22 protein-coding genes are annotated in these 22,770 nt (G+C 64.8%); 5 read left to right on the top strand and 17 right to left on the bottom strand.

Annotation, left to right across the window (positions count from 1 at the left end):
- Positions 1–170 precede the first annotated feature (170 nt).
- Positions 171–452, top strand: a complete 282-nt coding sequence (locus M1E17_RS07785) for a hypothetical protein (RefSeq protein ID WP_457966602.1) — start codon at positions 171–173, stop codon at positions 450–452.
- Positions 453–492: 40 nt separating this feature from the next.
- Here the strand turns inward: M1E17_RS07785 and M1E17_RS07780 are convergent, their stop codons facing one another.
- The 10 genes from M1E17_RS07780 to truB form a co-directional block, all read right to left on the bottom strand.
- Entirely contained in the window at positions 493–957 is a 465-nt protein-coding gene (locus M1E17_RS07780; protein WP_457966600.1) for a DUF1579 family protein, read from the bottom strand.
- 33 nt (positions 958–990) lie between these two features.
- Positions 991–2,334, bottom strand: a complete 1,344-nt coding sequence (locus M1E17_RS07775; RefSeq protein ID WP_457966598.1) for a M16 family metallopeptidase — start codon at positions 2,332–2,334, stop codon at positions 991–993.
- A gap of 104 nt (positions 2,335–2,438) precedes the next feature.
- Entirely contained in the window at positions 2,439–4,700 is a 2,262-nt protein-coding gene (locus M1E17_RS07770; RefSeq protein WP_457967637.1) for a polyribonucleotide nucleotidyltransferase, read from the bottom strand.
- 247 nt (positions 4,701–4,947) lie between these two features.
- Positions 4,948–5,217, bottom strand: a complete 270-nt coding sequence (gene rpsO / locus M1E17_RS07765; protein ID WP_247048644.1) for a 30S ribosomal protein S15 — start codon at positions 5,215–5,217, stop codon at positions 4,948–4,950.
- A gap of 306 nt (positions 5,218–5,523) precedes the next feature.
- Positions 5,524–6,783, bottom strand: coding sequence for a kynureninase (gene kynU, locus M1E17_RS07760; RefSeq protein ID WP_457966597.1), 1,260 nt, complete (start codon positions 6,781–6,783; stop codon positions 5,524–5,526).
- On the bottom strand, positions 6,780–7,634 hold the full coding sequence (kynA, locus tag M1E17_RS07755) for a tryptophan 2,3-dioxygenase (RefSeq protein ID WP_457966596.1): 855 nt from the start codon (positions 7,632–7,634) through the stop codon (positions 6,780–6,782). The genes kynU and kynA overlap by 4 nt, the downstream gene beginning before the upstream one ends.
- Before the next feature lie 48 nt (positions 7,635–7,682).
- Positions 7,683–8,666: a bifunctional riboflavin kinase/FAD synthetase gene (locus M1E17_RS07750; protein ID WP_457967635.1), complete on the bottom strand. Its 984-nt coding sequence runs from the start codon at positions 8,664–8,666 to the stop codon at positions 7,683–7,685.
- A gap of 148 nt (positions 8,667–8,814) precedes the next feature.
- Positions 8,815–9,282 carry a hypothetical protein gene (locus tag M1E17_RS07745; RefSeq protein WP_457966595.1) on the bottom strand — a complete coding sequence of 156 codons (468 nt, stop codon included), beginning with the start codon at positions 9,280–9,282 and terminating at the stop codon, positions 8,815–8,817.
- Positions 9,283–9,301: 19 nt separating this feature from the next.
- Positions 9,302–9,655 (bottom strand): hypothetical protein, encoded by a 354-nt coding sequence (locus tag M1E17_RS07740; protein WP_457966594.1) that lies wholly within the window; start codon positions 9,653–9,655, stop codon positions 9,302–9,304.
- Positions 9,656–9,657: 2 nt separating this feature from the next.
- Positions 9,658–10,599 carry a tRNA pseudouridine(55) synthase TruB gene (gene truB / locus M1E17_RS07735; protein WP_457966593.1) on the bottom strand — a complete coding sequence of 314 codons (942 nt, stop codon included), beginning with the start codon at positions 10,597–10,599 and terminating at the stop codon, positions 9,658–9,660.
- Between the two features lie 79 nt (positions 10,600–10,678).
- On the opposite strand from truB, the gene M1E17_RS07730 reads away from it, so the two are divergent.
- On the top strand, positions 10,679–11,881 hold the full coding sequence (locus M1E17_RS07730; protein ID WP_457966591.1) for a pyridoxal phosphate-dependent aminotransferase: 1,203 nt from the start codon (positions 10,679–10,681) through the stop codon (positions 11,879–11,881).
- 38 nt (positions 11,882–11,919) lie between these two features.
- Here the strand turns inward: M1E17_RS07730 and trxA are convergent, their stop codons facing one another.
- From trxA to M1E17_RS07695, 7 genes are all read right to left on the bottom strand, one after another.
- Positions 11,920–12,363 carry a thioredoxin gene (gene trxA, locus M1E17_RS07725; protein WP_457966589.1) on the bottom strand — a complete coding sequence of 148 codons (444 nt, stop codon included), beginning with the start codon at positions 12,361–12,363 and terminating at the stop codon, positions 11,920–11,922.
- Between the two features lie 2 nt (positions 12,364–12,365).
- The gene (locus M1E17_RS07720) at positions 12,366–12,887 is read right to left on the bottom strand and encodes a nucleoside deaminase (RefSeq protein ID WP_457966587.1); all 522 of its coding nucleotides are present in this window, start codon (positions 12,885–12,887) and stop codon (positions 12,366–12,368) included.
- A 114-nt stretch (positions 12,888–13,001) separates the two neighbouring features.
- Positions 13,002–13,511 carry a 30S ribosome-binding factor RbfA gene (gene rbfA / locus M1E17_RS07715; RefSeq protein ID WP_457966585.1) on the bottom strand — a complete coding sequence of 170 codons (510 nt, stop codon included), beginning with the start codon at positions 13,509–13,511 and terminating at the stop codon, positions 13,002–13,004.
- 247 nt (positions 13,512–13,758) lie between these two features.
- The gene (infB, locus tag M1E17_RS07710; protein ID WP_457966583.1) at positions 13,759–16,722 is read right to left on the bottom strand and encodes a translation initiation factor IF-2; all 2,964 of its coding nucleotides are present in this window, start codon (positions 16,720–16,722) and stop codon (positions 13,759–13,761) included.
- Positions 16,723–16,874: 152 nt separating this feature from the next.
- Positions 16,875–17,237: a YlxR family protein gene (locus tag M1E17_RS07705; protein ID WP_457967633.1), complete on the bottom strand. Its 363-nt coding sequence runs from the start codon at positions 17,235–17,237 to the stop codon at positions 16,875–16,877.
- Positions 17,238–17,453: 216 nt separating this feature from the next.
- A complete protein-coding gene (gene nusA / locus M1E17_RS07700; protein WP_457966582.1) occupies positions 17,454–18,434 on the bottom strand; it encodes a transcription termination factor NusA in 981 nt (326 codons plus the stop codon).
- Positions 18,434–19,051: a ribosome maturation factor RimP gene (locus tag M1E17_RS07695; protein ID WP_457966581.1), complete on the bottom strand. Its 618-nt coding sequence runs from the start codon at positions 19,049–19,051 to the stop codon at positions 18,434–18,436. The genes nusA and M1E17_RS07695 overlap by 1 nt, the downstream gene beginning before the upstream one ends.
- A 106-nt stretch (positions 19,052–19,157) precedes the next feature.
- Between M1E17_RS07695 and M1E17_RS07690 the strand changes: the two genes are divergently transcribed.
- From M1E17_RS07690 to M1E17_RS07680, 3 genes are all read left to right on the top strand, one after another.
- A complete protein-coding gene (locus M1E17_RS07690) occupies positions 19,158–20,426 on the top strand; it encodes a DUF4439 domain-containing protein (RefSeq protein WP_457966580.1) in 1,269 nt (422 codons plus the stop codon).
- A 301-nt stretch (positions 20,427–20,727) separates the two neighbouring features.
- Complete coding sequence (locus tag M1E17_RS07685; RefSeq protein WP_457966579.1) at positions 20,728–21,501, top strand: VIT1/CCC1 transporter family protein; 774 nt, start codon at positions 20,728–20,730, stop codon at positions 21,499–21,501.
- A 111-nt stretch (positions 21,502–21,612) separates the two neighbouring features.
- On the top strand, positions 21,613–22,710 hold the full coding sequence (locus M1E17_RS07680) for an aminoglycoside phosphotransferase family protein (protein WP_457966578.1): 1,098 nt from the start codon (positions 21,613–21,615) through the stop codon (positions 22,708–22,710).
- Positions 22,711–22,770: the final 60 nt, after the last annotated feature.

Here is a 22,770-nt window from a genome sequence, read left to right as displayed (position 1 = left end):
CGGCCGGATCGGCAGCACGTGCCCCGAAAGGGCTGACTGTCCACGACTGCCCTTCCAGATATCTGGGATACCGCCAGAAGAACAGGGTGCATACGTTGGCAGTACAAATGGGCACAGCGACCGGAACGGTTCCGGTTCAAGAGCTGGCCAGTATCTAAGGAGAATCAGCTATGTATACGCTGCAGATCGAGCACGGCATCAGGGACTTCGACATGTGGAAAGCAGCCTTCGACCGGGATCCGGTGAACCGCGCCGCCTCAGGTGTGCTCTCGCACCGGATCTACCGGCCAGTGGACGACTCCCACTACGTGGTGGTTGAACTGGATTTCAATGAACGCGGGCAGGCCGAGAAACTGTTGGCGAATCTCAAGGACAGGGTGTGGAACTCTCCGACGGCTGCCCCTGCCCTGAACGGGTCGCCCCAGACCCGGATTATGGAATCAGCGGGCTGACCGGGCGCCGAGGGCCCGCAGGTGTCCATTCGCGCTGCGGTTAGGCGCGGTGGAACTCCGAGGACATAAAAGGGGAAAAACCGCCGGCATCGCCTAGGCGCAGTTCGACGGTATGGGTCAATATGCCGCCGTCGACGCGGAAAGCGTGACGGGCGGTTCCCCGGTCGCTGTGCCGTTCCACGCGCAGGACGCCGTCAATGCAGGTACAGCGGGCGGGAGGTCCTTGTGACGCGCCGGCCATGCTGTCCACGTAGTACCAGAGAACATCCTTATGATCGGGATCGACAGTAAAAACGCCGTGCCCTTCATAGTGGGAACCGTCGGCTTCCTGATGCCGATAACTTTGGACTACTGCGTAGCCGCCCGCGGCCCTCGTATAGCTCACTTCGGCATCAGCGATGTGTTCCGGGCCCCACGCACCTGCGGCAAGGCGTGTGGTGCCCCGCCAGTGACCCAGGAAGCTATCCAGCACGGTGTGAACGGTGCCGGGCAACGGATTGTTCATGCTCTCTCCGCGCTCCCCTGGTCAGTCACTGGATTAGAGTCCGAACGTTTCGGATTCCTCAAAGGGTCCCACCACTGTCACGGTCCGCGGTGCAGCTGCCAATTCCTTGGCAAGGTCCTGGACCTCCTGGGCCGTGACGGATTTGATCAGGCGCAGCGTCTCGTCGATGTCCTGGTATTCACCGGACACCAGCTCGGCCCGGCCCAGACGGGACATCCTTGAACCGGTGTCCTCAAGTGCAAGCACAATGCCGCCACAGAGCTGGCCAACCGCCTTGCGGAGTTCGTCGTCGGAGATCCCGCCCTCGGCCAACTTGTCCAGCTCGAGACCCAGCAGGTCCAGAACCTGGCGGACCTTGGAGGGCGTGCAGCCTGCATACATACCGAAATAGCCGGCGTCAGCGTAGGAGGAGGCAAAGGAGTACGTGGAGTAAACCAGTCCACGCTTCTCACGGATCTCCTGGAACAGCCGTGAGGACATGCCCCCACCCAACACAGCGTTGAGCACGCTCATGACGTAGCGCCGCTCATCCGTGGCGACGATCGTGGGGCAGCCCATAATGATGTTGGCCTGCTCCACGGCCCGCTTGACCACGTGCAATCCTGCTGTGCCGGTGATCTGAGCCCGTTCCGTCGAGCGGCGATCCACGGGAGCCGCATCGGGCTCCAGCGACCAGCCGGCTGCGTTAAGAGCGTCGACCACAAGGTTGCAGACGACGTCGTGCTCCAAGCCTCCGGCGGCCGTGATGACAAGCTCATCCGGCCGGTAGTAGCGGCGGTAATGCTCCCAGACGGAATCCCTGGCCACGGCCTTGATGGCGGCGGGTGTACCGCCGATAGGGCGGCCCAGCGGATGTGTCCCCAGGACGGCAGCCACAAATTTTTCGTGGGCGACGTCGGTGGGGTCATCGCTGTCCATGGCGATTTCCTCCAGGATGACATCGCGCTCCTGCTCCATCTCCGTCGGGTCCAGGACGGCACCGGTGATCATGTCGGCGATGACGTCGATCGCCATGGGCAGGTCAGTGTCCAGTACCCGGGCGAAGTAACAGGTGCTTTCCTTGGCAGTGGCCGCGTTGGACTCCCCGCCCACCTCGTCGAATGCCGAAGCGATTTCCAGTGCGGTACGCCGTTTGGTGCCCTTGAACAGGAGGTGCTCCAGGAAGTGCGTCGAACCGTGCTGGCCCGGTGCTTCGTCCCGGGACCCCACGCCTACCCAGAAGCCGATGGTGGCCGAGCGCTGCCCGGGCATGGCCTCGGTGAGCACACGCACGCCGCCGGGCAGCACCGACCGCCGGACGACGGAGCCGCCCTCGGATCCGTGAACCAGGGTGTCGCCGGCATGGTTCTGCTCAAGCGGCAGGGGTACAACAGTCATTGAGGCCTTTCAAAGGGGCAGCGATCTGGCTGCCATCGTAACAGCGGCGGGGCCGGTGGATCATCCACCGGCCCCGCCGATCATGCTGTGGTGCAGGGTCCGAATTACTCGGAGTCTGCGCCCTCTGCCCCGGCGGAAGCGTGAACGCGCTCGGGTTCGCCGGCGCCTTCCTCTTCAGCCACAACGGGAGACAGCGACAGCTTTCCGCGGTCATCGATCTTGGTGATTTCCACCTGGATCTTCTGGCCCACGGAGACAACGTCGTCAACGTTGTCCACGCGCTTGCCGCTGGCCAGCTTGCGCAGCTCGGAGATGTGCAGCAGGCCGTCCTTGCCCGGAGTCAGGGAAATGAACGCACCGAAGGTGGTGGTCTTAACGACCGTACCCAGGTAACGCTCGCCGATTTCCGGAACCTGCGGGTTGGCAATGGCGTTGATGGCGGAGCGTGCTGCGTCTGCAGACGGACCGTTCGTGGCGCCAATGTAGACCGTGCCGTCGTCCTCGATGGAGATGTCGGCGCCGGTGTCTTCCTGGATCTGGTTGATCATCTTGCCCTTGGGCCCAATGACCTCGCCGATCTTGTCAACCGGGATCTTGACCGCGATGACCCGCGGCGCGAACTCGGAGAGCTCATCCGGGGTGTCGATCGCGGAGTTGATGACGTCCAGGATGTGCAGGCGGGCTTCGCGGGCCTGCTTCAGTGCTGCTGCCAGCACCGAGGCGGGGATGCCGTCAAGCTTGGTGTCCAGCTGGATGGCCGTGACGAACTCGGACGTACCGGCAACCTTGAAGTCCATGTCGCCAAAGGCATCTTCGGCGCCGAGGATGTCGGTCAGCGCCGCGTAGCGGGTCTGGCCGTCAACCTGGTCAGAAACCAGGCCCATGGCGATACCGGCAACGGCAGCCTTCAGGGGCACACCGGCGTTCAGCATCGAGAGGGTGGAGGCACAAACGGAACCCATCGACGTCGAACCGTTGGAGCTGAGGGCTTCAGACACCTGGCGGATGGCGTAGGGGAATTCCTCGCGGGACGGCAGCACCGGCACGAGGGCGCGCTCTGCCAGGGCACCGTGGCCGATTTCGCGGCGCTTGGGCGAACCCACGCGGCCGGTTTCACCGGTGGAGTACGGCGGGAAGTTGTAGTTGTGCATGTAGCGCTTGCGCGTTACGGGAGACAGTGAGTCGATCTGCTGTTCCATCTTCAGCATGTTCAGCGTGGTGACACCCATGATCTGGGTCTCGCCGCGCTCGAAGATGGCCGAGCCGTGCACGCGGGGCAGAACCTCAACCTCGGCGGTGAGCTGGCGGATGTCCGTCAGGCCACGGCCGTCAATGCGGATCTGGTCCTTGAGGATGCGCTGGCGCACAACCTGCTTGGTCACCGAGCGGAACGCTGCGGAAACTTCCTTTTCGCGGCCTTCGAACTGGCCGGCGAGGGAGGAAACAACCTCGTCCTTCAGGGCGTCGGAAGCGTCGTTGCGCTCGGTCTTGTCAGCGATCTGGAAGACAGCAGCCAGCTTGTCAGCGGCAGCGGACTCAACCGCTGCGTAGACGTCGTCCTCGTAGTCGAGGAAAACGGGGAACTCAACGGTGGGCTTCGCGGCGCGTGCGGCGAGGTCCGACTGTGCGTCGCAGAGTGCCTTGATGAACGGCTTGGCAGCCTCGAGGCCCTCGGAGACAACCTCTTCGGTGGGTGCGGTGGCGCCCTGTTCCTTGATGAGGTTCCAGGAGTTGTCTGTGGCTTCGGCTTCAACCATCATGATGGCGACGTCGTCACCTGCAATGCGGCCGGCCACCACCATGTTGAAGACCGAGTTCTCCAGCTGGGAGTGCTTCGGGAAGGCAACCCACTGGGAGCCGTTCTCGTCGGCAACGAGGGCAACGCGGACGCCGCCGATGGGGCCGGAGAAGGGCAGGCCGGAGAGCTGGGTGGACATGGAGGAGGCGTTGATGGCCACCACGTCGTAGAGCTCGTCCGGGTTGATGGCCAGGACGGTCACCACGATCTGGACCTCGTTGCGCAGGCCCTTAACGAAGGCGGGACGCAGCGGACGGTCCATCAGGCGGCAAGCCAGGATGGCTTCGGTGGACGGGCGTCCTTCACGGCGGAAGAACGAGCCCGGGATGCGGCCTGCGGCATACATACGCTCTTCAACGTCAACCGTCAGCGGGAAGAAGTCGAAGCCCTCACGCGGGTACTTGCCCGCGGTGGTGGCGGAAAGCAGCGCGGTGTCGTCATCGATGTACACCATGGCTGCGCCGGCTGCCTGCTTGGCAAGACGGCCTGTTTCGAAGCGGATTACACGCTTGCCGAAGCGGCCATTATCAATGACTGCTTCTGAGAACTGGATTTCGGGACCCTCCAAGAGAGTCACCTCCGTTTCTGGTTCACGGAAGTCCAGCCGCATCAACCCAGCCCAGCATCTGTCTACTGGCCTGCACTGCACCCGGTCATCGATCGAGACCCACGGGCCGGGGCTTCAGTCTTCGAAGCCGTTCCCGGGGATCACTACCGAGGACCGCGAATGCGTGATGCGGTTGATCCTCCTGTTTAGTTTTCTTCTGAAGAAGGCGGCCCGTTCCATGGAGGAAAGGGCCGCCCCTTAAGCCTGACTAGCGGCGCAGGCCGAGGCGCTCGATGAGCGCACGGTAGCGGGCGATGTCAGTGTTCTTGAGGTAGGTGAGCATGCGCTTGCGGCGACCAACCATGGCCAGCAGACCGCGCTGGGTGTGGTAATCGTGCTTGTGCTCCTTCATGTGCTCAGTCAGATCCTTGATCCGCTGGGTCAGGACTGCAACCTGGACCTCCGGCGAACCGGTGTCGGCCTCGGATGTTGCGAAATCCTTGATGATGGACTGCTTTACAGCGGCGTCAAGTGCCACAATAACTCCTATTGATGTGCCGTGAGGCCCGAGTCAGTAACTCACTGCCGGGTCTGCCAGCGCGGAATCCCGGAAAGCAGAATTCCGTCAAAAACCAGGGTTTTTCACGCATGGCAGGAACCAGCCGCCACGGACTGCAGCCGGATCCAACGTTTAGTTTACCGGCCGGGCTGCAATCTTGTCGAAACAGGAGGGCACCCTGACTGGAAAAAACCCCACACTGACCGGAAAACGGTCCTTGCCCTAGGAAAAGGCGGCCACAAAAGGACACGTGTCTCGAGCGTGGCCGGCGCAGCGTGGGCGGCGCTAGGAACGCAGCTGCTCCCGGATGGCCGCCATGCCACGGAAGACTTCGCCATAGCTGGTACTCAGCGGAGACAGTCCGATCCGGATGCCGTGCGGAGCCCGGAAATCCGGAATGACGTCCTGCTCCCATAGCGTGGCCGTGACATTCCGGAACTCAGGGTGGTCCAGCGTGATGTGGCTGCCCCGACGCTCCGGATTCCGTGGCGAGGCCAGCTGCACGCCCAGCGGTTCAAGCCATTGTTCGAACAGCTCCACTGCATAGGCGGTGAGTTTGAGCGACTTCTCCCGGACGGCTGCCATTCCGGCTTCTTCAATGAGGTCCAGGGTGCCGCGCATGGCCAGCATCCCAAAGATTGCCGGGGTTCCGCTGAGGAATCCCCGGACCCCGGCCGCGGGTTCATAACCCGGCCCCATTTCGAAGGCGTCCTTGCGTCCCATCCAGCCCCAGATTGGCTGCCGGAGTGACGCCAAATGGCGGCTGTTGATGTAGGCGAATGCCGGTGAGCCCGGCCCGCCGTTGAGGTACTTGTACGTGCAGCCGGCGGCAAAGTCTACGTTTGCCCCGTCAAGATCCAGCTCCACCGAACCGGCGGAGTGGCACAGGTCCCACACCACCAGCGCCCCGGCATTGTGGGCGGCCTCCGTGATTGCCGGAAGATCGGCCAGGAACCCTGATCTGTACGCCACATGGCTCAAAAGTACGACGGCGGTATCCGGCCCTGCCGCTTCCCTCACCTGTTCGGGGGTCACGCCGGACGACGGATTGGCTTCGATCCACCGCAGCAAGAGGCCTTCCTCGCGGGCGATGCCCTCCACGAGATAGCGGTCGGTGGGAAAGTTGTCCGTGTCCAGGACAATCGCCCTGCGGCCAGGATCGGTCACCGCGGCCAGCGCGGCGCGGATGAGCTTGTACAGGACCACGGTGGTGGAATCGGCGATGATGGTCTGCCCGGGAGCGGCGCCCAGCACTGCCCTGCCCAGTTGGTCCCCGATGGCCTGCGGCAGCTCCAGCCATTCCTCGTCCCAGCCGCGGATCAGCCGGCCGCCCCAGCCTTTATGGATGAAGTCGCTGATGTCCTCCGGCGTCCGCTTGAGCGGGCGTCCCAGGGAATTGCCGTCCAGGTAGGAGAGGTCGGTGTCCGTTCCGATGAACAGGTCCCGGTAGTGTGCCAGCGGGTCCTGGGCATCCAGTTGCCCGGCCCGCCGAAGGAGGGCACCGGCGTCGGAATTTTCCACCGTTGCCTGCGATTCAGTGCTCATTGGCCGATCTCCGTCCGGACGGCGAAGAGTTCAGGGAAGAACGTCAGTTCCAGTGCCTTTTGCAGGAAGGCGGCGCCGGTGGAACCTCCGGTGCCCGTCTTCATGCCGATGGTGCGCTGCACCGTGCGCAGGTGGCGGAACCGCCAGAGCTGGAAGTTGTCCTCCAGGTCAACGAGTTCTTCGCACGCCTCGTAGGCACCCCAGTTCTCCGCGGGGTTCTCGTAGATGTGCTTGAACAGCGGCACCAGCTCGGGAGTGAATTCGTGGGCGCGGGTGACGTCGCGTTCCAGGACCGCCGGCGGCACGTCCAGGCCCTGCCGTGCGAGGTAGGCCAGGAACTCGTCGTAGATACTGGGGGCATGGAGCAGCCCTTCCAGCATCTGATGTGCTTCCGGGTCAGACTCAAAGACGGGAAGCATCTTCCGGTTTTTGTTCCCCAGGACAAACTCCACCGCACGGTATTGGCTGGACTGGAAGCCCGATGAGTTGCCGAGGAAACCCCGGAACTGGGAGTACTCGGTGGGGGTCAGGGTTGCCAGGACGGACCACTGCTCGGTTAGTGTCTTCTGGATGTGCTTGACCCTGGCGATGCCCTTCAGCGCGGCGCCGAGATCGTCCTCCCGCAGCCACGCGGCCGCGCTCCTGAGCTCGTGCAGCACCAGTTTCAGCCAGAGCTCGGTGGTCTGGTGCTGGATGATGAACAGCAGCTCGTCATGGTGTTCAGGACGGCTGACAGGTTGCTGCGCACTGAGAAGGGTGGGCAGCTGTAGATAGGAGGCGTAGCTCATCCGGGAACTGAAATCCCGCACGATGCCTTTATCCAGTTTCCTGGTGTTCTTCTCTACGGACACAGTGCTGCCTTCCTCATTGATGGCTGCGGTTGATCTCCGTCAGGCCAGTCAGCGCCGGACCAGGAGATCGTGCGCCTGGATCACGTCCAGGCGCATCTGGTCAACGAGCGCCTCAGGCCCACGGTACGCCACCATGCCACGGAGCCGGGCCACGAACTCCACAACTACTGTCTGGCCGTACAGATCGAAGTCCTCTACGGCCTCATGCGGACGGTCGATCACGTGCGCCTCAACCTGGCGGCTGACGCCGTCGAACGTGGGATTTGACCCCACGGAAATCGCAGCCGGCCAGCGGGTGCCGGCCTGGTCAACAAGCCAGCCCGCGTAAATCCCGTCTGCGGGGATCAGTCCGCTGGCGTTCGGGGCCAGGTTGGCTGTGGGAAATCCCAGGGCACGGCCGCGGGCAGCTCCGTGCACCACTTCGCCGCGCATCCGGTGCGGTCGGCCCAGGACGGCGCCGGCCGTTGCCACGTCGCCCTCCCGCAGCGCCTCGCGCACCCAGGTGGAGGAGCAGCGCCTGTCCGTCCCGTCGTCGTCGTGCAGTGGGAAGCCTTCGGAGCCGAATTCGCTGATGACCTGGACGTCAAAGCCAAACTGCTGGCCGAGCTTCTTCATGGTGTCAAGATCGCCGGAGTTCCCACGGCCGAACCGGGCATCGTGGCCGATGACCACGTGGCTGGCGTGAAGGCTGTCCACCAGCACCTGGCGTACGAACTCTTCGGGGGTGAGGCTGGCGAGTTCCAGCGAATATTTCATCACCAGGATGGCGTCAAGGCCCAGCTCCCCCAGCGCCTCCAGCTTGTCCTCCAGGCCCATGATCATTTCCGGCGCAGACTCAGGCCGGTGAACCACTGCCGGGTGCGGGTCAAACGTCACCGCGACGGCTTTTGTCCTGTTCAGGCGGGCTGAGCGGATGAGCTGGGACAGCACCTGCTGGTGGCCACGGTGGACGCCATCGAAGTTGCCGAAGGTGACAACGGAGGGACCGAAGTCCGCCGGGACCTCGGACGGATCGTTCCAGATGTTGACCATCACCCTCGCCTTTTTACTGCCTGACATTGACATGTCCCGGAAGCCTGCCGGCGCCGGAACTCTCTAAGATTACCCGCAAAGCCCGCTGCGCCAGTCCTTGTGTCCAGCACCTGCCCGGACTGCGCCTCCGGGCCTTTGATGCTAACCCTTACTGGTGGACGGGACTTGTGGACGGGCGGCTGCCGGGCCGCCGCCGGTAGAGCCATACCAGGCCCAGGATGGGCAGCAGCAGCGGGATGAAGGCGTAACCGCGGCCGAAAAGGGACCAGACGGTTTCGTGCGGGAACTGGACGGGATCGAAGAGGCTCAGGGCGCCGACCACCAGCACGCCCACGAGTTCCACCAGGACGGCCGCCACGGACACTTTGAACCAGGTGCGGCCCGGCTTGGCCAGGGACACAGTGGCCACCAGGTACACCAAGGCTGCGAAGGCAGAGAGCAGGTAAGCCAGCGGAGCCTCAGAGAATTTCGTCAGGATCTGGTAGCCGGCGCGGGCGGTGGCCGAAATGGCGAACACCGCGTAGACAGCAATCAGCAGGCGGCCGGGCCCGGTGTTGCGCGTGTCCTTGCCGGCTGCGGATACTTTCCCCGGGGTCGATTGCTGCTGTGATTTCACGGGACGGGCTTCTTCCACTTCAGTACCAGATCTGGTTCATTCGGGCGGCCATCACCAGGGCGGTGACGCCGACGGCGGCCAGGACAAAATTGCTCCACCGGGTCCGTTCCAGGATGGACCAGTAGACGGCGGCGGGCGGCAGGAGCATTGCGGTGGCAAGGTAGCCCCAGAACTCCCACGCCTCCCCCGCGATCGGCTCACCCGCAATGACCCTGACGATGGATCCGACGAGGTAAACCACCAGGGCGGCTTCCACTGCTGCCACCGACAGGATGGTGATGTCGTTGGGGGCTTTTTTGGCGATCCCCGCCACCAGGCAGATACCGGTCGAGAGAAGACCGACCACAAGAACGATGTAAAAGTATGCGTCCACGCCTATGTCCCCTGGCTTGTGGCATTGCCGGGCGCGGCGGCGTTGCCTGGCGCGAACACCAGCACTGGCTTGGCAAAGCTGCCGGAATCAGCCAACAGCGCCACCAGGCTCCCGTCCGGAGCAAAGGCGGCGGCCGGGTTCTCCACTGTTGCCGCCAGCGGATCTCCCGCCGGTGAGCCGGCCGGGATCCGGCGGCCGAATGAGATCTCGGTGGTTTCGTCCGCTGTGAGTTCCCTGTTGGGCATCAGCGCGCGGGCGGCCTGGGACATCTCGAGTACCTGAAGTTCTTCGGCCAGCTGCTCCAGGGTCCGGGCCTGGTCCAGGGAATACGGGCCCACGTGGGTACGCCGGAGCGCGGTCAAATGCCCGCCCACCCCCAGCGCATCGCCGAGGTCCCGTGCCAGGGCACGGATGTAGGTACCCGAGGAACACTCCACCGTGACATCGACGTCCACAACGCCACCCGCGGGCTCCCGCCGGATGCTGTGTACTTCGAACCGGTGGATGGTGACGGGCCGCGCCGCGAGTTTCACGTTTTCGCCGGACCGTACGCGTGCATACGCCCGTTCCCCGTTGACCTTGATGGCGCTGACGCTGCTGGGCACCTGCTGGATCTGCCCGGTAAGGGCGGCCACGCCGTCGTGGATTTCCTCATTGGTGACGGCGGCGGCGCTGATGGATGCGATCACGTCGCCTTCGGCGTCGTCGGTAATGGTGGACTGGCCCAGACGGATGGTTGCCGTGTACGTCTTGGACGTGCCCACGATGTAGGTGAGCAGCCGCGTCGCCTTGTTGATGCCCACCACCAGGACACCGGTGGCCATGGGGTCAAGGGTTCCCGCATGCCCCACTTTCCGGGTACCGGCGAGCCGCCGCATCCGGCCAACCACATCATGGCTGGTCCATCCCTGCGGTTTGTCCACTATCACCAGTCCAGAAAGCACGCCTCCCAGTATATCGGCGCTGCTCCCGCCGCCGGCCCACCCCGTCGCGGGACCCAACAGGGCGGCTAGGATGGCTGGCATGCCTGAGCTTGCTGCCCATGTGCGGAACGTCCCCGTCAACCAGATCCGCGAAATCACGGAGGCCGCCTGGCGTCATCCTGAAGCGATCGTCCTGAGCATCGGTGAACCCGGTTTCCCGCTGCCCCGCCATGTGCTGGACGCCGGAATGGCATGCCTGGACCGGGACGAGACCAACTACACACCAAACGCCGGTATTCCCGCGCTGCGGGAAGCCTTCGCTGACCGGTTCCGTGCCGGTCTAGGTGCCGGCCACCTGGCCGGTGCGGGCCACCTGACCGGCGCGGGCAACCAAAGCAGCATCGCCGCCGACCGCGTCTATGTGGTGGCCGGCGCCCAGCAGGGCCTGCACCTTGCCATGAGCCTCCTCCTCGCGCCGGGCGATGAAATCCTGATCCCGAATCCCGGTTACCCCACCTTCGCCATGACCAGCCGGCTCCTGAACGCTGTTCCGGTGGGGTACCCGTTGTATCCGGACCAGAATTTCCAGCCCCGGCTCCAGGACGTGGAGGCCCTCATCACGGACCGCACCAGGGTGCTGATGCTGAACTCCCCGTCCAACCCCCTCGGAGCAGTCCTCCGTGAGGACCTGACCCGCGACCTCGTTGACCTGGCCCGCCGGCACGATCTCTGGATCATCTCAGACGAATGCTATGAAGCCTTTACCTACGATGTTCCGCACGTCAGCGCCGCCCGGTTCGACAGCGACGTTCCGGGCGAGGCGAGGGTCTTCACCTCGTTGACCCTCTCCAAGACCTACGGCCTGACAGGGCTCAGGATCGGCGCCCTCGTCTGTCCGCCGGGCCTGGAGCAGAAGATGAACAATGTGATGGAAGCGATCGTTTCCTGTGTCGCCGCACCGTCCCAGTACGCCGCGCTGGCGGCGCTGACGGGTCCCCAGGACTATGTGGAGCAGGCACATAAGCATTACCGGGCCAACAGGGACGCCGCTTCCGCTGTCCTGGACGCCAAGGGGATCCCTTACCTCAGCGCGCAGGGTGCGTTCTATCTTTGGGCGGATGTCAGCCACGTCACCGACGGCGATGTCCGTGCCTGGACCCGCCGGTTCCTCGCCGAGTCCGGGGTGTCGTTTGCGCCGGGAACCGCCTTTGGGTCCATTGGCGAGGGCTGGGTACGCATTGCGCTCTGCGGTAAACAGCCGGAACTCGTGGAGGGTGTTGGCCGCCTGCCCGCGCGGTCCTGAGGTACTCCCCGGACCTGGGTTCTGCTAGGCGCGGTCTGCTAGGTGCGATGGGCCGCCAAGGCGTCATCCAGCCATGAACGCAGCACCCCGGCCGGTGCGGCGCCGGCCTGGCGGGCGATCACCTTGCCGTCCACAATGATCATCAGCGTGGGAATCGCCTGCACATCGAACCGCCGGGAAAGGCCCGGGGACCTGTCCACGTCAACCTTCACCAGCTTGATGCGGCCCGCCTTTTCCCGTGCCAACTTGTCCAGCACGGGACTGACCATCCGGCAGGGACCGCACCAGGCAGCCCAGAAGTCGATCAGGGCGGGAACGGGCGACTGCTCGGCGACAACCGCGAACTCGTCATCGCCGGCGTTGACAATCCAAGGGAGATCCTGACGGCAACTGCCACAGCGCGGGTGGCCGGACGCCGCTGCGGGGATCCGGTTGGTCTTTCCGCAGTTGGGGCAGGTGATCAGTGTCGGTTCCAGGGCCATTGTCAGTACTCCACCCGGTCTCCGAAGTCCCGCCAGGCCTGGAACGGGGCGTTCGACGTCGGAATATCACCCCTGGTGACAGGCATGAGATCAGGCCGGGCTCCGCCGAAGTATTCGTAGAACAGGGCGTCGTCGAACCCGGCAGCGGCGGCGCCGTGACGGTCCGCCGCATAGTAGACGCGGTCAATGCGTGCCCAGAGTGCCGCGGCCAGGCACAATGGGCAGGGCTCACAGCTTGTGTAGAGCACGGAGCCTTTGAGATCGAAGTTCCCGGAGTCAGCCGCGGCCCGGCGGATCGCCACCACCTCGGCGTGGGCTGTGGGATCGTTGTCGCGGGTCACCCTGTTGACGCCGTAGTGCAGCCCGCCGTCGGGCGTGACAACCACGGCGCCGAACGGACCGCCGCCGTCGGCCACGTTGCTGACTGCAGTCTGAACAGCCAAGTTGAGATAGTCCTCGGGACTGGGATTGCCGGCAAAACCGGGATTCACCACAGGATCAGGCCCTGCCTCTGACGCCGCCATGATCTGATCATAGTCAGCCGCCGGCATTTAAACGGCTGAAGGACGGGAACCATTTCGGTCCCCGTCCTTCAGCCTGAAAATTCCGGCCAGGAGTTATTAAACGCCGGCCTCCACTTACTTGTTGCTGTCTTCTTCAAATTCGCCGTCTTCGCTGAGGTCAAGGTCCTCTTCGTCGAAGTCGTCCTCGTCGATCTCGACGTCGGCAGGAATGTCGCTCTTGTACGGGTCGGGGTCTCCGGCGTGCTTGGCGTTTTCAGCCAGGGCGGCCACAGCGGCGTCGCGCTTCTTGGCTTCGCGAAGCAGCTCCTCAAGGTTGGATGCAACCACGGGAATCTGGTCGGCCACGAATTCAAGACTGGGAGTCAGCCGGACAGTCACGTTGCGCCCCACTTCCTGACGAAGCACACCCTTGGCCTTCTCCAGGCCCTTGGCAGCATCAGCCTGGACAGCCTGATCGCCGAAAACGGTGTAGTAGATGGTGGCATGCTGCAGATCGTTGGTCACGCGGGCATCGGTAACAGTGATGCCTTCGAGCCGAGGATCCTTAACCTTCCGGCCCAAAGCCTCAGCAACAACAACCTTGATCCGCTGCGCCAACTTGGCAGCCCGTGCGGGATCAGCCATGAACAACTCCTAAAAAAATTTGGAACGTACGACGGCGCTCCAGCGGCTCACGTACGCACGTTTAAGTTTGGATGCCACGCACGACGGCGAGTCAACGACGGACCCGCGTTGGATTTTTTCCGGCGGCCTGGGAGTGGCATCGGGCCTGCCGAAGCTGGGCGGCGAGGGATCGCAGATCCTTCGCCGCCCAGCGTAGGGGCGGGGCCGCCGGGAAAAATCCGACGCCCCCGACCCTGTAATGCTCAGACTAGACGCGAGGCTTCTCGCGCATCTCGAAGGTCTCGATGATGTCGCCTTCGGTGATGTCGTTGAACGAGCCAAGACCGATACCACACTCGAAGTCCGTGCGGACCTCGGTGGCGTCGTCCTTGAAGCGCTTGAGCGTCTCAACGGTGAGGTTGTCACCGATGATCTTGCCGTCGCGGCTGATGCGGGCCTTCGTGTTGCGTCGGATAACACCCGAGCGAACGATGGAACCGGCGATGTTGCCGAACTTGGAGGAACGGAACACTTCACGGACCTCGGCGGTGCCCAGCTGGACCTCTTCGTACTCCGGCTTGAGCATGCCCTTGAGGGCCATCTCGATGTCATCGATTGCTGCGTAGATGACGGAGTAGAAGCGCATGTCCACGCCTTCGCGGTCTGCCAGTTCGGCAACCCGCTCGGCCGGCTTGACGTTGAACCCGATGATAACGGCGCTGTCCACTGTTGCCAGGTTGACGTCGTTCTGCGTGATAGCACCAACGCCGCGGTGGATGACGCGCAGCTGCACGCCTTCGCCGACGTCGATCTTGAGCAGTGCGTCTTCGAGGGCTTCCACGGCACCGGACACGTCACCCTTAAGGATGAGGTTGAGGGTGTCGATCTTGCCATCTGCCACGGCCTGGTCGAAGTCTTCCAGGCTGATGCGCTTGCGGCGCTTGGCCAGGGCTGCGTTGCGGTCTGCTGCTTCACGCTTCTCGGCGATCTGACGGGCGGTGCGCTCGTCGGCGGTCACGAAGAAGGTGTCGCCGGCGCGCGGCACGTTGGACAGACCCAGTACCTGCACGGGGCGGGACGGGCCGGCCTCGGTCAGGGCGCTGCCGTCGTCGTCGAACATGGCGCGGACGCGGCCGTGGGCCGTACCGGCAACGATCGTGTCACCGACACGCAGTGAACCGGACTGCACCAGGACGGTGGCCACGGAACCGCGGCCCTTGTCCAGGTTGGCTTCGATAGCGATACCGCGGGCGTCCTTGTTCGGGTTGGCGCGCATGTCCAGGGCAGCGTCTGCGGTCAGCAGGACGGCCTCGAGCAGCTCGTCGATGTTCAGGTTCTGGCGTGCAGAGACCTCAACGAACATGGTGTCGCCACCGTACTCTTCGGGAACCAGTCCGTACTCGGTCAGCTGGCCGCGGACCTTCTCCGGGTTGGCGCCTTCCTTGTCGATCTTGTTCACGGCCACCACGATGGGCACATTGGCTGCCTGTGCGTGGTTGAGGGCCTCAACGGTCTGCGGCATCACGCCGTCGTCCGCTGCGACCACCAGGATGGCAATGTCAGTCACCTTGGCACCACGGGCACGCATGGCGGTGAACGCCTCGTGGCCCGGAGTATCGATGAACGTGATCTTGCGGTCTTCACCCTCGTGGGTGTGCGTGACCTGGTAGGCACCGATGTGCTGCGTGATGCCGCCGTGCTCGCCCGCCATAACGTCGGACTTACGAATGGCATCGAGCAGTCGGGTTTTACCGTGGTCGACGTGGCCCATAACGGTGACAACCGGAGGACGAGCCTCGAGGTCTTCGTCGCCTTCGGCCTCGAGCTCTGCTTCGAAGTCAATGTCAAAGGTGGAGAGCAGCTCGCGCTCCTCATCCTCCGGGGACACAACCTGGAGCTTGTAGCCGAGCTCTTCGCCCAACAGTGCAAAGGTTTCCTCGTCCAGCGACTGGGTAGCCGTTGCCATTTCACCAAGGTGGAACAGCACGGTCACCAGTGCGGCGGGGTTTGCCTCGATCTTGTCGGCGAAGTCCGTGATGGACGAGCCACGGCGAAGACGTACTACGGTGTTGCCGTCGCCGCGGGGTACGCTCACGCCACCCAGCGACGGAGCACTCATCTGCTCAAGTTCCTGGCGCTTGGCACGCTTGGACTTGCGCTGCTTGCCACGCCCGGCGCCACCCTTACCGAAGGCACCCTGGGTACCACCGCGACCGCGGCCACCCTTGCCAAAGCCTCCCCCTGCGGGAGCTCCGCCACCGGCACCCGGGGCACCGCCGGTGCCCGGTGCGCCGCCTGGACGGCCCGGACCACGGCCACCGCCGCCGGGACGTCCGCCGGCACCAGCCGGTGCGGGACGTTCCGTGCGGTTGGGCATCATGCCCGGAGTAGGACGGTTTCCACCGGCACCACCCGCGGGACGGGGGCCACCAGCGCCGGCGCCAGCGGCGGGACGCGGACCACCGGGACGGGGGCCACCGGCACCTGCTGCGGGACGCGGACCACCCGGACGGGGGCCACCGGCACCTGCTGCGGGACGCGGACCACCGGGACGGTCGCCGTCGGTGCGGCTTCCACCCGGGCGGGGCATACCCTGCGACGGAGCAAACGGGTTATTGCCCGGACGCGGAGCACGTTCTCCGTCGCCGCCGCGGCCGCGGGGCATGCCCTGCGACGTGGCAAACGGGTTGTTGCCCGGACGGGGACCGCCCGGACGCGGGGCGCCACCCTGGCCGGATCCACCCTGTGTTGATCCGCCAGAGCGGGTGGGAGCGGCAGGAGTCTCAGCCTTCGGCGCAGGACGCGCACCGGGCTTGGCTCCGCTGAACGGACTTCCACCTGCGGGAGAACCGGCAGTAGGAGCAGCAGTTGGGGCACTCGCTGCAGGTGCCGGGGCAGCTGCGGGAGCGGGTGCGGCAGGCGCCGGGGCAGCAGCGGGTGCTTCTGCCCGGGGAGCCGGAGCCTTGGGTGCCGCGGGACGCGAGTCTGCCGAAGGGGCAGGCGCTGCGGAGCGTGTGTCAGCCGACGGGGCAGGCGCCTTGGGCGCTGCTGCCGGGGCTGCGGACTTCGCAGCGGCGTCGGGGTAGGCGTTGCGGAGTTTCCGCACCACCGGAGCCTCAATGGTGGAAGAGGCGGAGCGAACAAATTCGCCCAGTTCCTGCAGTTTTGTCACTGCATCTTTGGAAGTAATACCGAGCTCTTTTGCAAGCTCATGTACGCGGACCTTGGCCACATTTCTCCTGTCTCGGTCCGCACCGAGCCAGGCACGAACCGTCTACTTCTTACTGCGGACCCCCGCCGCGGATGCGGCTGAAGGGCCCATTGCAGAGCGCAACAAAGTTGTCATCGTTGCGCACTCATCGCTGGGAACTCATCGGGTTTCCATCAGTTTTCTGACCCGCTTTCAGGTTGGACGGTTTGTGCTGTGCCTACCGGAGGTATCCACAGCGTGCCTGCAGCGCTCGTGCCTGGCTTGATCCGGCGTTCGACGGCGGCAATTCCGGTTGCGCCGTTGAGGGCACGTCCGAATGCTCGCCGCTTGACCGCCAGGGCCAGGCACGATTCGCTGGGGTGCAGCCATGCACCCCGGCCAGCCATCCGGCGTCGTCCATCCACCAGGACGGCGGACGAACCGCTGCCTTCGGCGACGAGCCGGAGTAACTCTGACCGCGAACCTTTTTTCCGGCATCCGATGCAGGTACGCTGCGGTTGATTCTCGCTGTGAAGCACTTCTGCCACGGTGAGCATCTTCCTGACGTTCATAACTGCCGGCCCCGGCCGGCCTGTTACCGCATGTCAGCGGAACGGGCACGCTCTGGGCGCACGAATACCGGCCGTAAGGCGCGGTCATGTCTATTCTAGCCCCTCGGGGCCGTTCTGCCCGAAACCCTGCCCGCCGGCGTGACACTACGGCGGGTCGAGGGGCTTCGCGTTGACGCTGTTACAGGTTCGTTTGCCGCCGCTTTAGCTGTCGCGCTGCGCGGCGGCGTCGGAGACGATATCGATCCGCCAGCCGGTGAGCTTGGCAGCAAGCCGGGCGTTCTGCCCCTCTTTGCCGATGGCCAACGAGAGCTGGTAATCCGGAACCACAACCCGTGCAGACCGGGTGGCCTCATCGATGATGGTGACCGAATTCACACGGGACGGAGACAGGGCACTGGCGATAAACGTCGCCGGATCCTCGCTGTAGTCCACGATGTCAATCTTTTCGTCATTCAGCTCGGTCATGACCGCCCTGACGCGGGACCCCATTTCGCCGATGCAGGCGCCCTTGGCGTTGATGCCCGGAGTGTTCGCCTTGACCGCAATCTTGGTACGGTGACCGGCTTCGCGTGCCAGTGCAACGATCTCCACCGAGCGGTCAGCGATTTCCGGCACTTCCAGTTCGAACAGTTTCCGGACCAGGCCGGGGTGCGAACGGGACAGCGTGATGGAGGGACCCTTGGTGCCGCGGTGAACATCAATGACGAAGGCGCGGAGCCGGTTGCCGTGGATGTACTTCTCCCCCGGCACCTGTTCCGGCGGCGGCAGCAGGGCCTCCACAGTGCCCAGGTTGACCTGGATCATGTGGGGGTTGTTTCCCTGCTGGATGGTGCCGGCAACGAGCTCGCCCTCACGGCCCTTGAACTCGCCGAGGACGTTGTCGTCCTCAACATCACGCAGGCGCTGCAGGATGATCTGGCGGGCGGTGCTCGCCGCAATGCGGCCAAAGCCGGCAGGGGTGTCCTCGAACTCGCCGATGGGGGCACCGTCGTCGTCGATTTCCACGGCCCAGATGGTGACGTGACCGCTCTTGCGGTCCAACTCGGCGCGGGCTTTCTCGAAGGCGCCCGGCGACTTGTGGTAGGCCACCAGAAGCGCCTGCTCGATGGTAGGGATCAGGAGGTCCAGCGGAATTTCGCGCTCACGCTCCAGGAGTCTCAGCGCGCTCATGTCAATATCCATCAGGCCTCCTCAGAAGGTCCATTGTGCTCAGGTTCCAGACCAGCTTCTTCGAGGTGGCTGAATTCGATCTCGACTTTTCCATTGCGGATCCTGTCGAAAGGAAGTTTCACGGGCTCGCCCTGCTTGGGCTTCATGCCCTTCTTGACGGCGATTTCGGGGACGATGGTCACACCGGAGTCATCCACGGACTGGACCCTGCCGGTGACGTTCTCGCCCTGGATGACGTTGACCTTGACCATCCGGCCCCTGGCGCGGTGCCAGTGCCGCGGTTCGGTCAGCGGGCGCCCAACTCCCGGGGAGGAAACCTCGAGATCGTAGGGACGTCCGTCGTCACCGGGGTCGTTGTCCATAACGTCCGAGAGGACCTTGGAGATGTCCGAGATGACGTCCAGGTTCACGCCGCCGGTTTCCTCTTGCGGCAGGTCCACCACAACGTGGACCACTCGGTGGGATCCGGCCACATTAATAGTGACGTCCTCCAGGTACAGGCGGTTGGCCTGCACAGCGGGTTCAAGCAATGCCCGAAGCCGGGCAGCTTCCGGATTGTAGGCAGGCACAGCTTCAGCCCTACCCGTTCCGGTACGGTCTGATGAAGTCGTGGCTTCTGCATTACTCACGATGCCGGCCGCCTCCCGATAGATGATGTTGTGTGTACTAGCGTAGCGATTTTCCGGGCGCCTTGGTGCACACGGGGGTGCACTGGACGTGACACCATGGTCTGTTGTGAACGATGACAGTCAGGAAAAGAGGCCCCGTGGGCGCTATTTCCGCTACGCTGTTTTGTCGCTCACAGCCCTTCTGGTCCTCAGCCTGGGAATTGCCCTGATCCCCCATGAGCCGCCTCCGCCGCCGGAACCGCCGTTCTCCGAGCAGGCCAGGGCCGCGGCGTTCGCTGATGCCGTGTCATTGCGGTCATCAATCATGGAGCTGGCGGGCCCCGCCGCTGATCCCGGCACCCCTGGTTCCGGGACTCCTGACCCTGCATCCGGCCGAGCCTCCGGCCACGTGATCCTGGACCGCGTTGTGACTTTGCTGACGTTTCAGGCCAGGGCGCTGATGCTGCCTCCTGACGGATCCTCTGCAGAGGCAGGAGCAACAGCCGCAGAGGGAGCCGGACCCGGGACAGCGTCAGCAGAACCTTCCCCAACTGCCGCCGCGCCGGTGCCCCCTTCTCCTGCCGAACTTGTGGCCGCGCTCTCGGCCAGCGGGGCCAAGCGCCTCAGCGATGCGGGAATGGCCGACGGCGGAATGGCCCGGCTTCTTGCCGGCACCGGTGCCGCACAGCTCCTCGCCGCCACGGAACTTGCCGCGTTCGCCGGCGTTCCGGCCCCGGCACTTCCGTCCGCTGTTCCACACTCTGTACCTTCTCCCTCTGAGCTTTCTCCCTCAGCACTTCCTCCTTCCGAACTTTCTCCTTCCGCACTTCCGGGGGCCGGCGGAACGGAGGGAGCAGCTGAAGGCGCGCCTGATGAAGAGCCTGATGAAGAAGGGACGCCCGGCCGGGACAGTGCAGCGGGGCTGGCTGCCAATTGCGGAACTGCGGAGCCATCGGCAGGGACAGAGCTAGCGGCTGCCCTCACCTCAGCTGTGGAAGCCGAGCTGGAAGCGGTGTACGGATATCAGGCAGCGCTCACCCGGCTGGATCCGGCATTGGCGGCCGCGGCGTCGGACCTTCTGGAACAGCACCACGACCTGGTCGAACGGGGCGTGTACTACAGCAGGATCCACTGCGCTACGATTCCACCCCCACAGCCTGGCTACGTTCTCAGCCAGGCATTCCTTGACGCACCGGCGGCGGGGCTGGGGCGGATCGAGGCCAGTACTTTGCCGGTCTACGGTGACGTGGTGGCCATGAGCCAGGGTGCCACCCGCCAGTGGGCCATCTCCGCCCTACTGAATGCAGCGCGGAGGACAGTCCAGTGGGGAGCTGACCCGGGTCCCCTTCCGGGCCTTTCCTTGGATGAATCCCAGCTGCCGCAGCTACCGGCGTGAACCCAGGCACATAAACGGCCCTGGCCTGCACGAACGGTGCGGGGCCACACCGCTTATGCGGCTCCGGACCGTCCACGCGGGAGCGGCCCCGTATCCCCTTCCCGGGCGGCCCTTCCCTGGACGAGTCCCAGCTGCCGCAGCTACCGGCGTGAACCCAGGCGCATAAACGGCCCCGGCCCGCACAAGCGGTGCTGGGCCACACCGCTTATGCGGCTCCGGACCGTCCACGTTGCCCGGGGCCGTTGCTCCGAAAGAACCCTGGCGGCTGGCCGCGGACCGCAAGTGGTGGTTTGCTGAATCCATGGACGCCCATAAGCCGCCTGACTCCCCCGACGCAGCCCCCAGCGCGGACAACACCGGATTGGAACGCCATCTGGAAACCGAGCCGCACGACAACGACATCGCCCAGCGCCTCAACTGGCTGCGGGCTGGCGTGCTTGGAGCGAATGACGGCATCGTCTCCGTTGCGGCCATCGTGGTGGGGGTCGCCGGGGCGACCGCCGCTACCGGCGCCATCCTCGCCGCCGGAGCAGCCGGACTGGTGGGCGGCGCAGTTTCCATGGCATTGGGCGAATACGTTTCCGTCAGCAGCCAAAGCGACAGCCAAAAGGCCCTGATCGACAAGGAACGGCGGGAACTTGCCGAAGAGCCGGAGGAAGAACTCGCAGAGCTGACCGCAATCTACCGGGACAAAGGCCTCAGCCCCGAAACCGCCCGCGCTGTAGCGGTGGAACTGACAAACCACGACGCCCTGGCGGCCCATCTATCCGCTGAACTCAACATCGACGAAGCCGATATCGTCAGCCCCTGGACCGCCGCCTTCGCATCCGCCGTCGCTTTTACCCTCGGCGCTGTCCTCCCGATGCTGGCCATCCTCCTGCCTCCGCCTGCCATCAGGGTTCCGACGACGTTTGCCGCAGTCCTGCTTGCCCTGGCCCTCACGGGGGCAGTGGGCGCGTGGATCGGGGGCGGGTCGAAGTGGCGGGCTGCGGCCAGGGTTGTGGTTGGCGGCGCCTTGGCCCTTGCGGCGACGTTCTCCATCGGCAATCTGCTCGGGGCCAGCGGCGTCGTGTGAGTTTACCCGGCCCGTGGCCCCGCGGCAGAGGCGGCGGGATGCGAGCGGCTTCGCCGACCCTGCAGTCACCGATCGGCCGGAACTACTGCCGGGTCAACTACTCTGGAGCTGATGAGCCAAAAGACCGGAGTGCCGATCCCTCCAGACCTCACCGCGCGGTACAGCCGCAGCAGTGCGGGCCGGGCGTGGCTGGCGTCCCTGCCGGGCCTGATGCACGGGCGCCTGGATCACTGGGAGCTGGAGGCAGAACTTGCCCCCGGCGAGCTTCCGTGGAACGGGCATGGCGGCGTCGTCATTCCGGTCCGGCGGCTGGACGGTACCCCCGCCGCCCTCAAGATTGCCTTCCCGCACGATGAGGCCCGCGTTGAACGCCACGCATTGGCGTTGTGGGCCGGACGCGGCGCGGTGCGGTTGCTGGAGTCCGACGCCGGAACTTGCGCCATGCTGCTGGAACGCCTGGACGCGGGCTGCTCTCTGCAGACAGTTCCGATGGACAATGCCGTCACGGTGTGGGGCGGACTGATGCGCCAACTGAGCCTGATACCGGATGATAGGCCCCAGTGGCAGGAGTTCGATCATATTGCCGGACGGGCCGAGCAGTGGAGCGATGACTTGCCGGCCGACTGGGAGCAGATGGGCCGGCCTTTTCCGCGCTGGCTGCTGGAGGCGGCCCTTGAAGTCTGCCAGACCCGGGGCGCGGTGGGCCGCCGCGCGGGACGGGATGTGCTGGTGCACACCGACTTCCATTTCCTGAACATCCTGGCGAGAACCGGAACGGGCAGAGCAGGCATCGTAGAGTCTATTGCGGAGCCAGGCATCGAGTCCGGTGAACAGGATGCCGCAGCCCTGACGGACGGCCGGGCGTTCGCCGCGATCGACCCCCAGCCCATGATTGGCGAGCCGGAGTTTGCTGTGGCGCCCCTGCTGTGGAACCGGATCGCGGACCTTCCAAGGAGCGGCCCGGAGGCCGGTCTGCGGCAGCGCTGCGTGGACTTCAGCTCCGCCGCCGGCCTGGATGCTGACGTTGCCCGGCAATGGGGTATTGCACGGGAGGTGGAGAATGCCCTCTCATACGCCGCCCGGCCGTACCATCAGGGCGATTTTGCGCGATCACTCTGGGTGGCCAGTACCTTGGCTGGACGGACGCTGGACGGACTTCCCGCCCCGCATTCGCTGCCAGAACCCGGCGAGGAACAGTCGGCCCTCTGACAGCGGCCGAGTGACAACGGCCGGTGGCCGTCAGTGGGCCCGACCGGTCAGGTCACCGGC

This window comes from Arthrobacter sp. D1-29 (assembly GCF_054130585.1).
The sequence above is the reverse complement of the archived record's forward strand: the minus strand, read 5'-3'. Positions and strand labels throughout refer to the sequence as shown.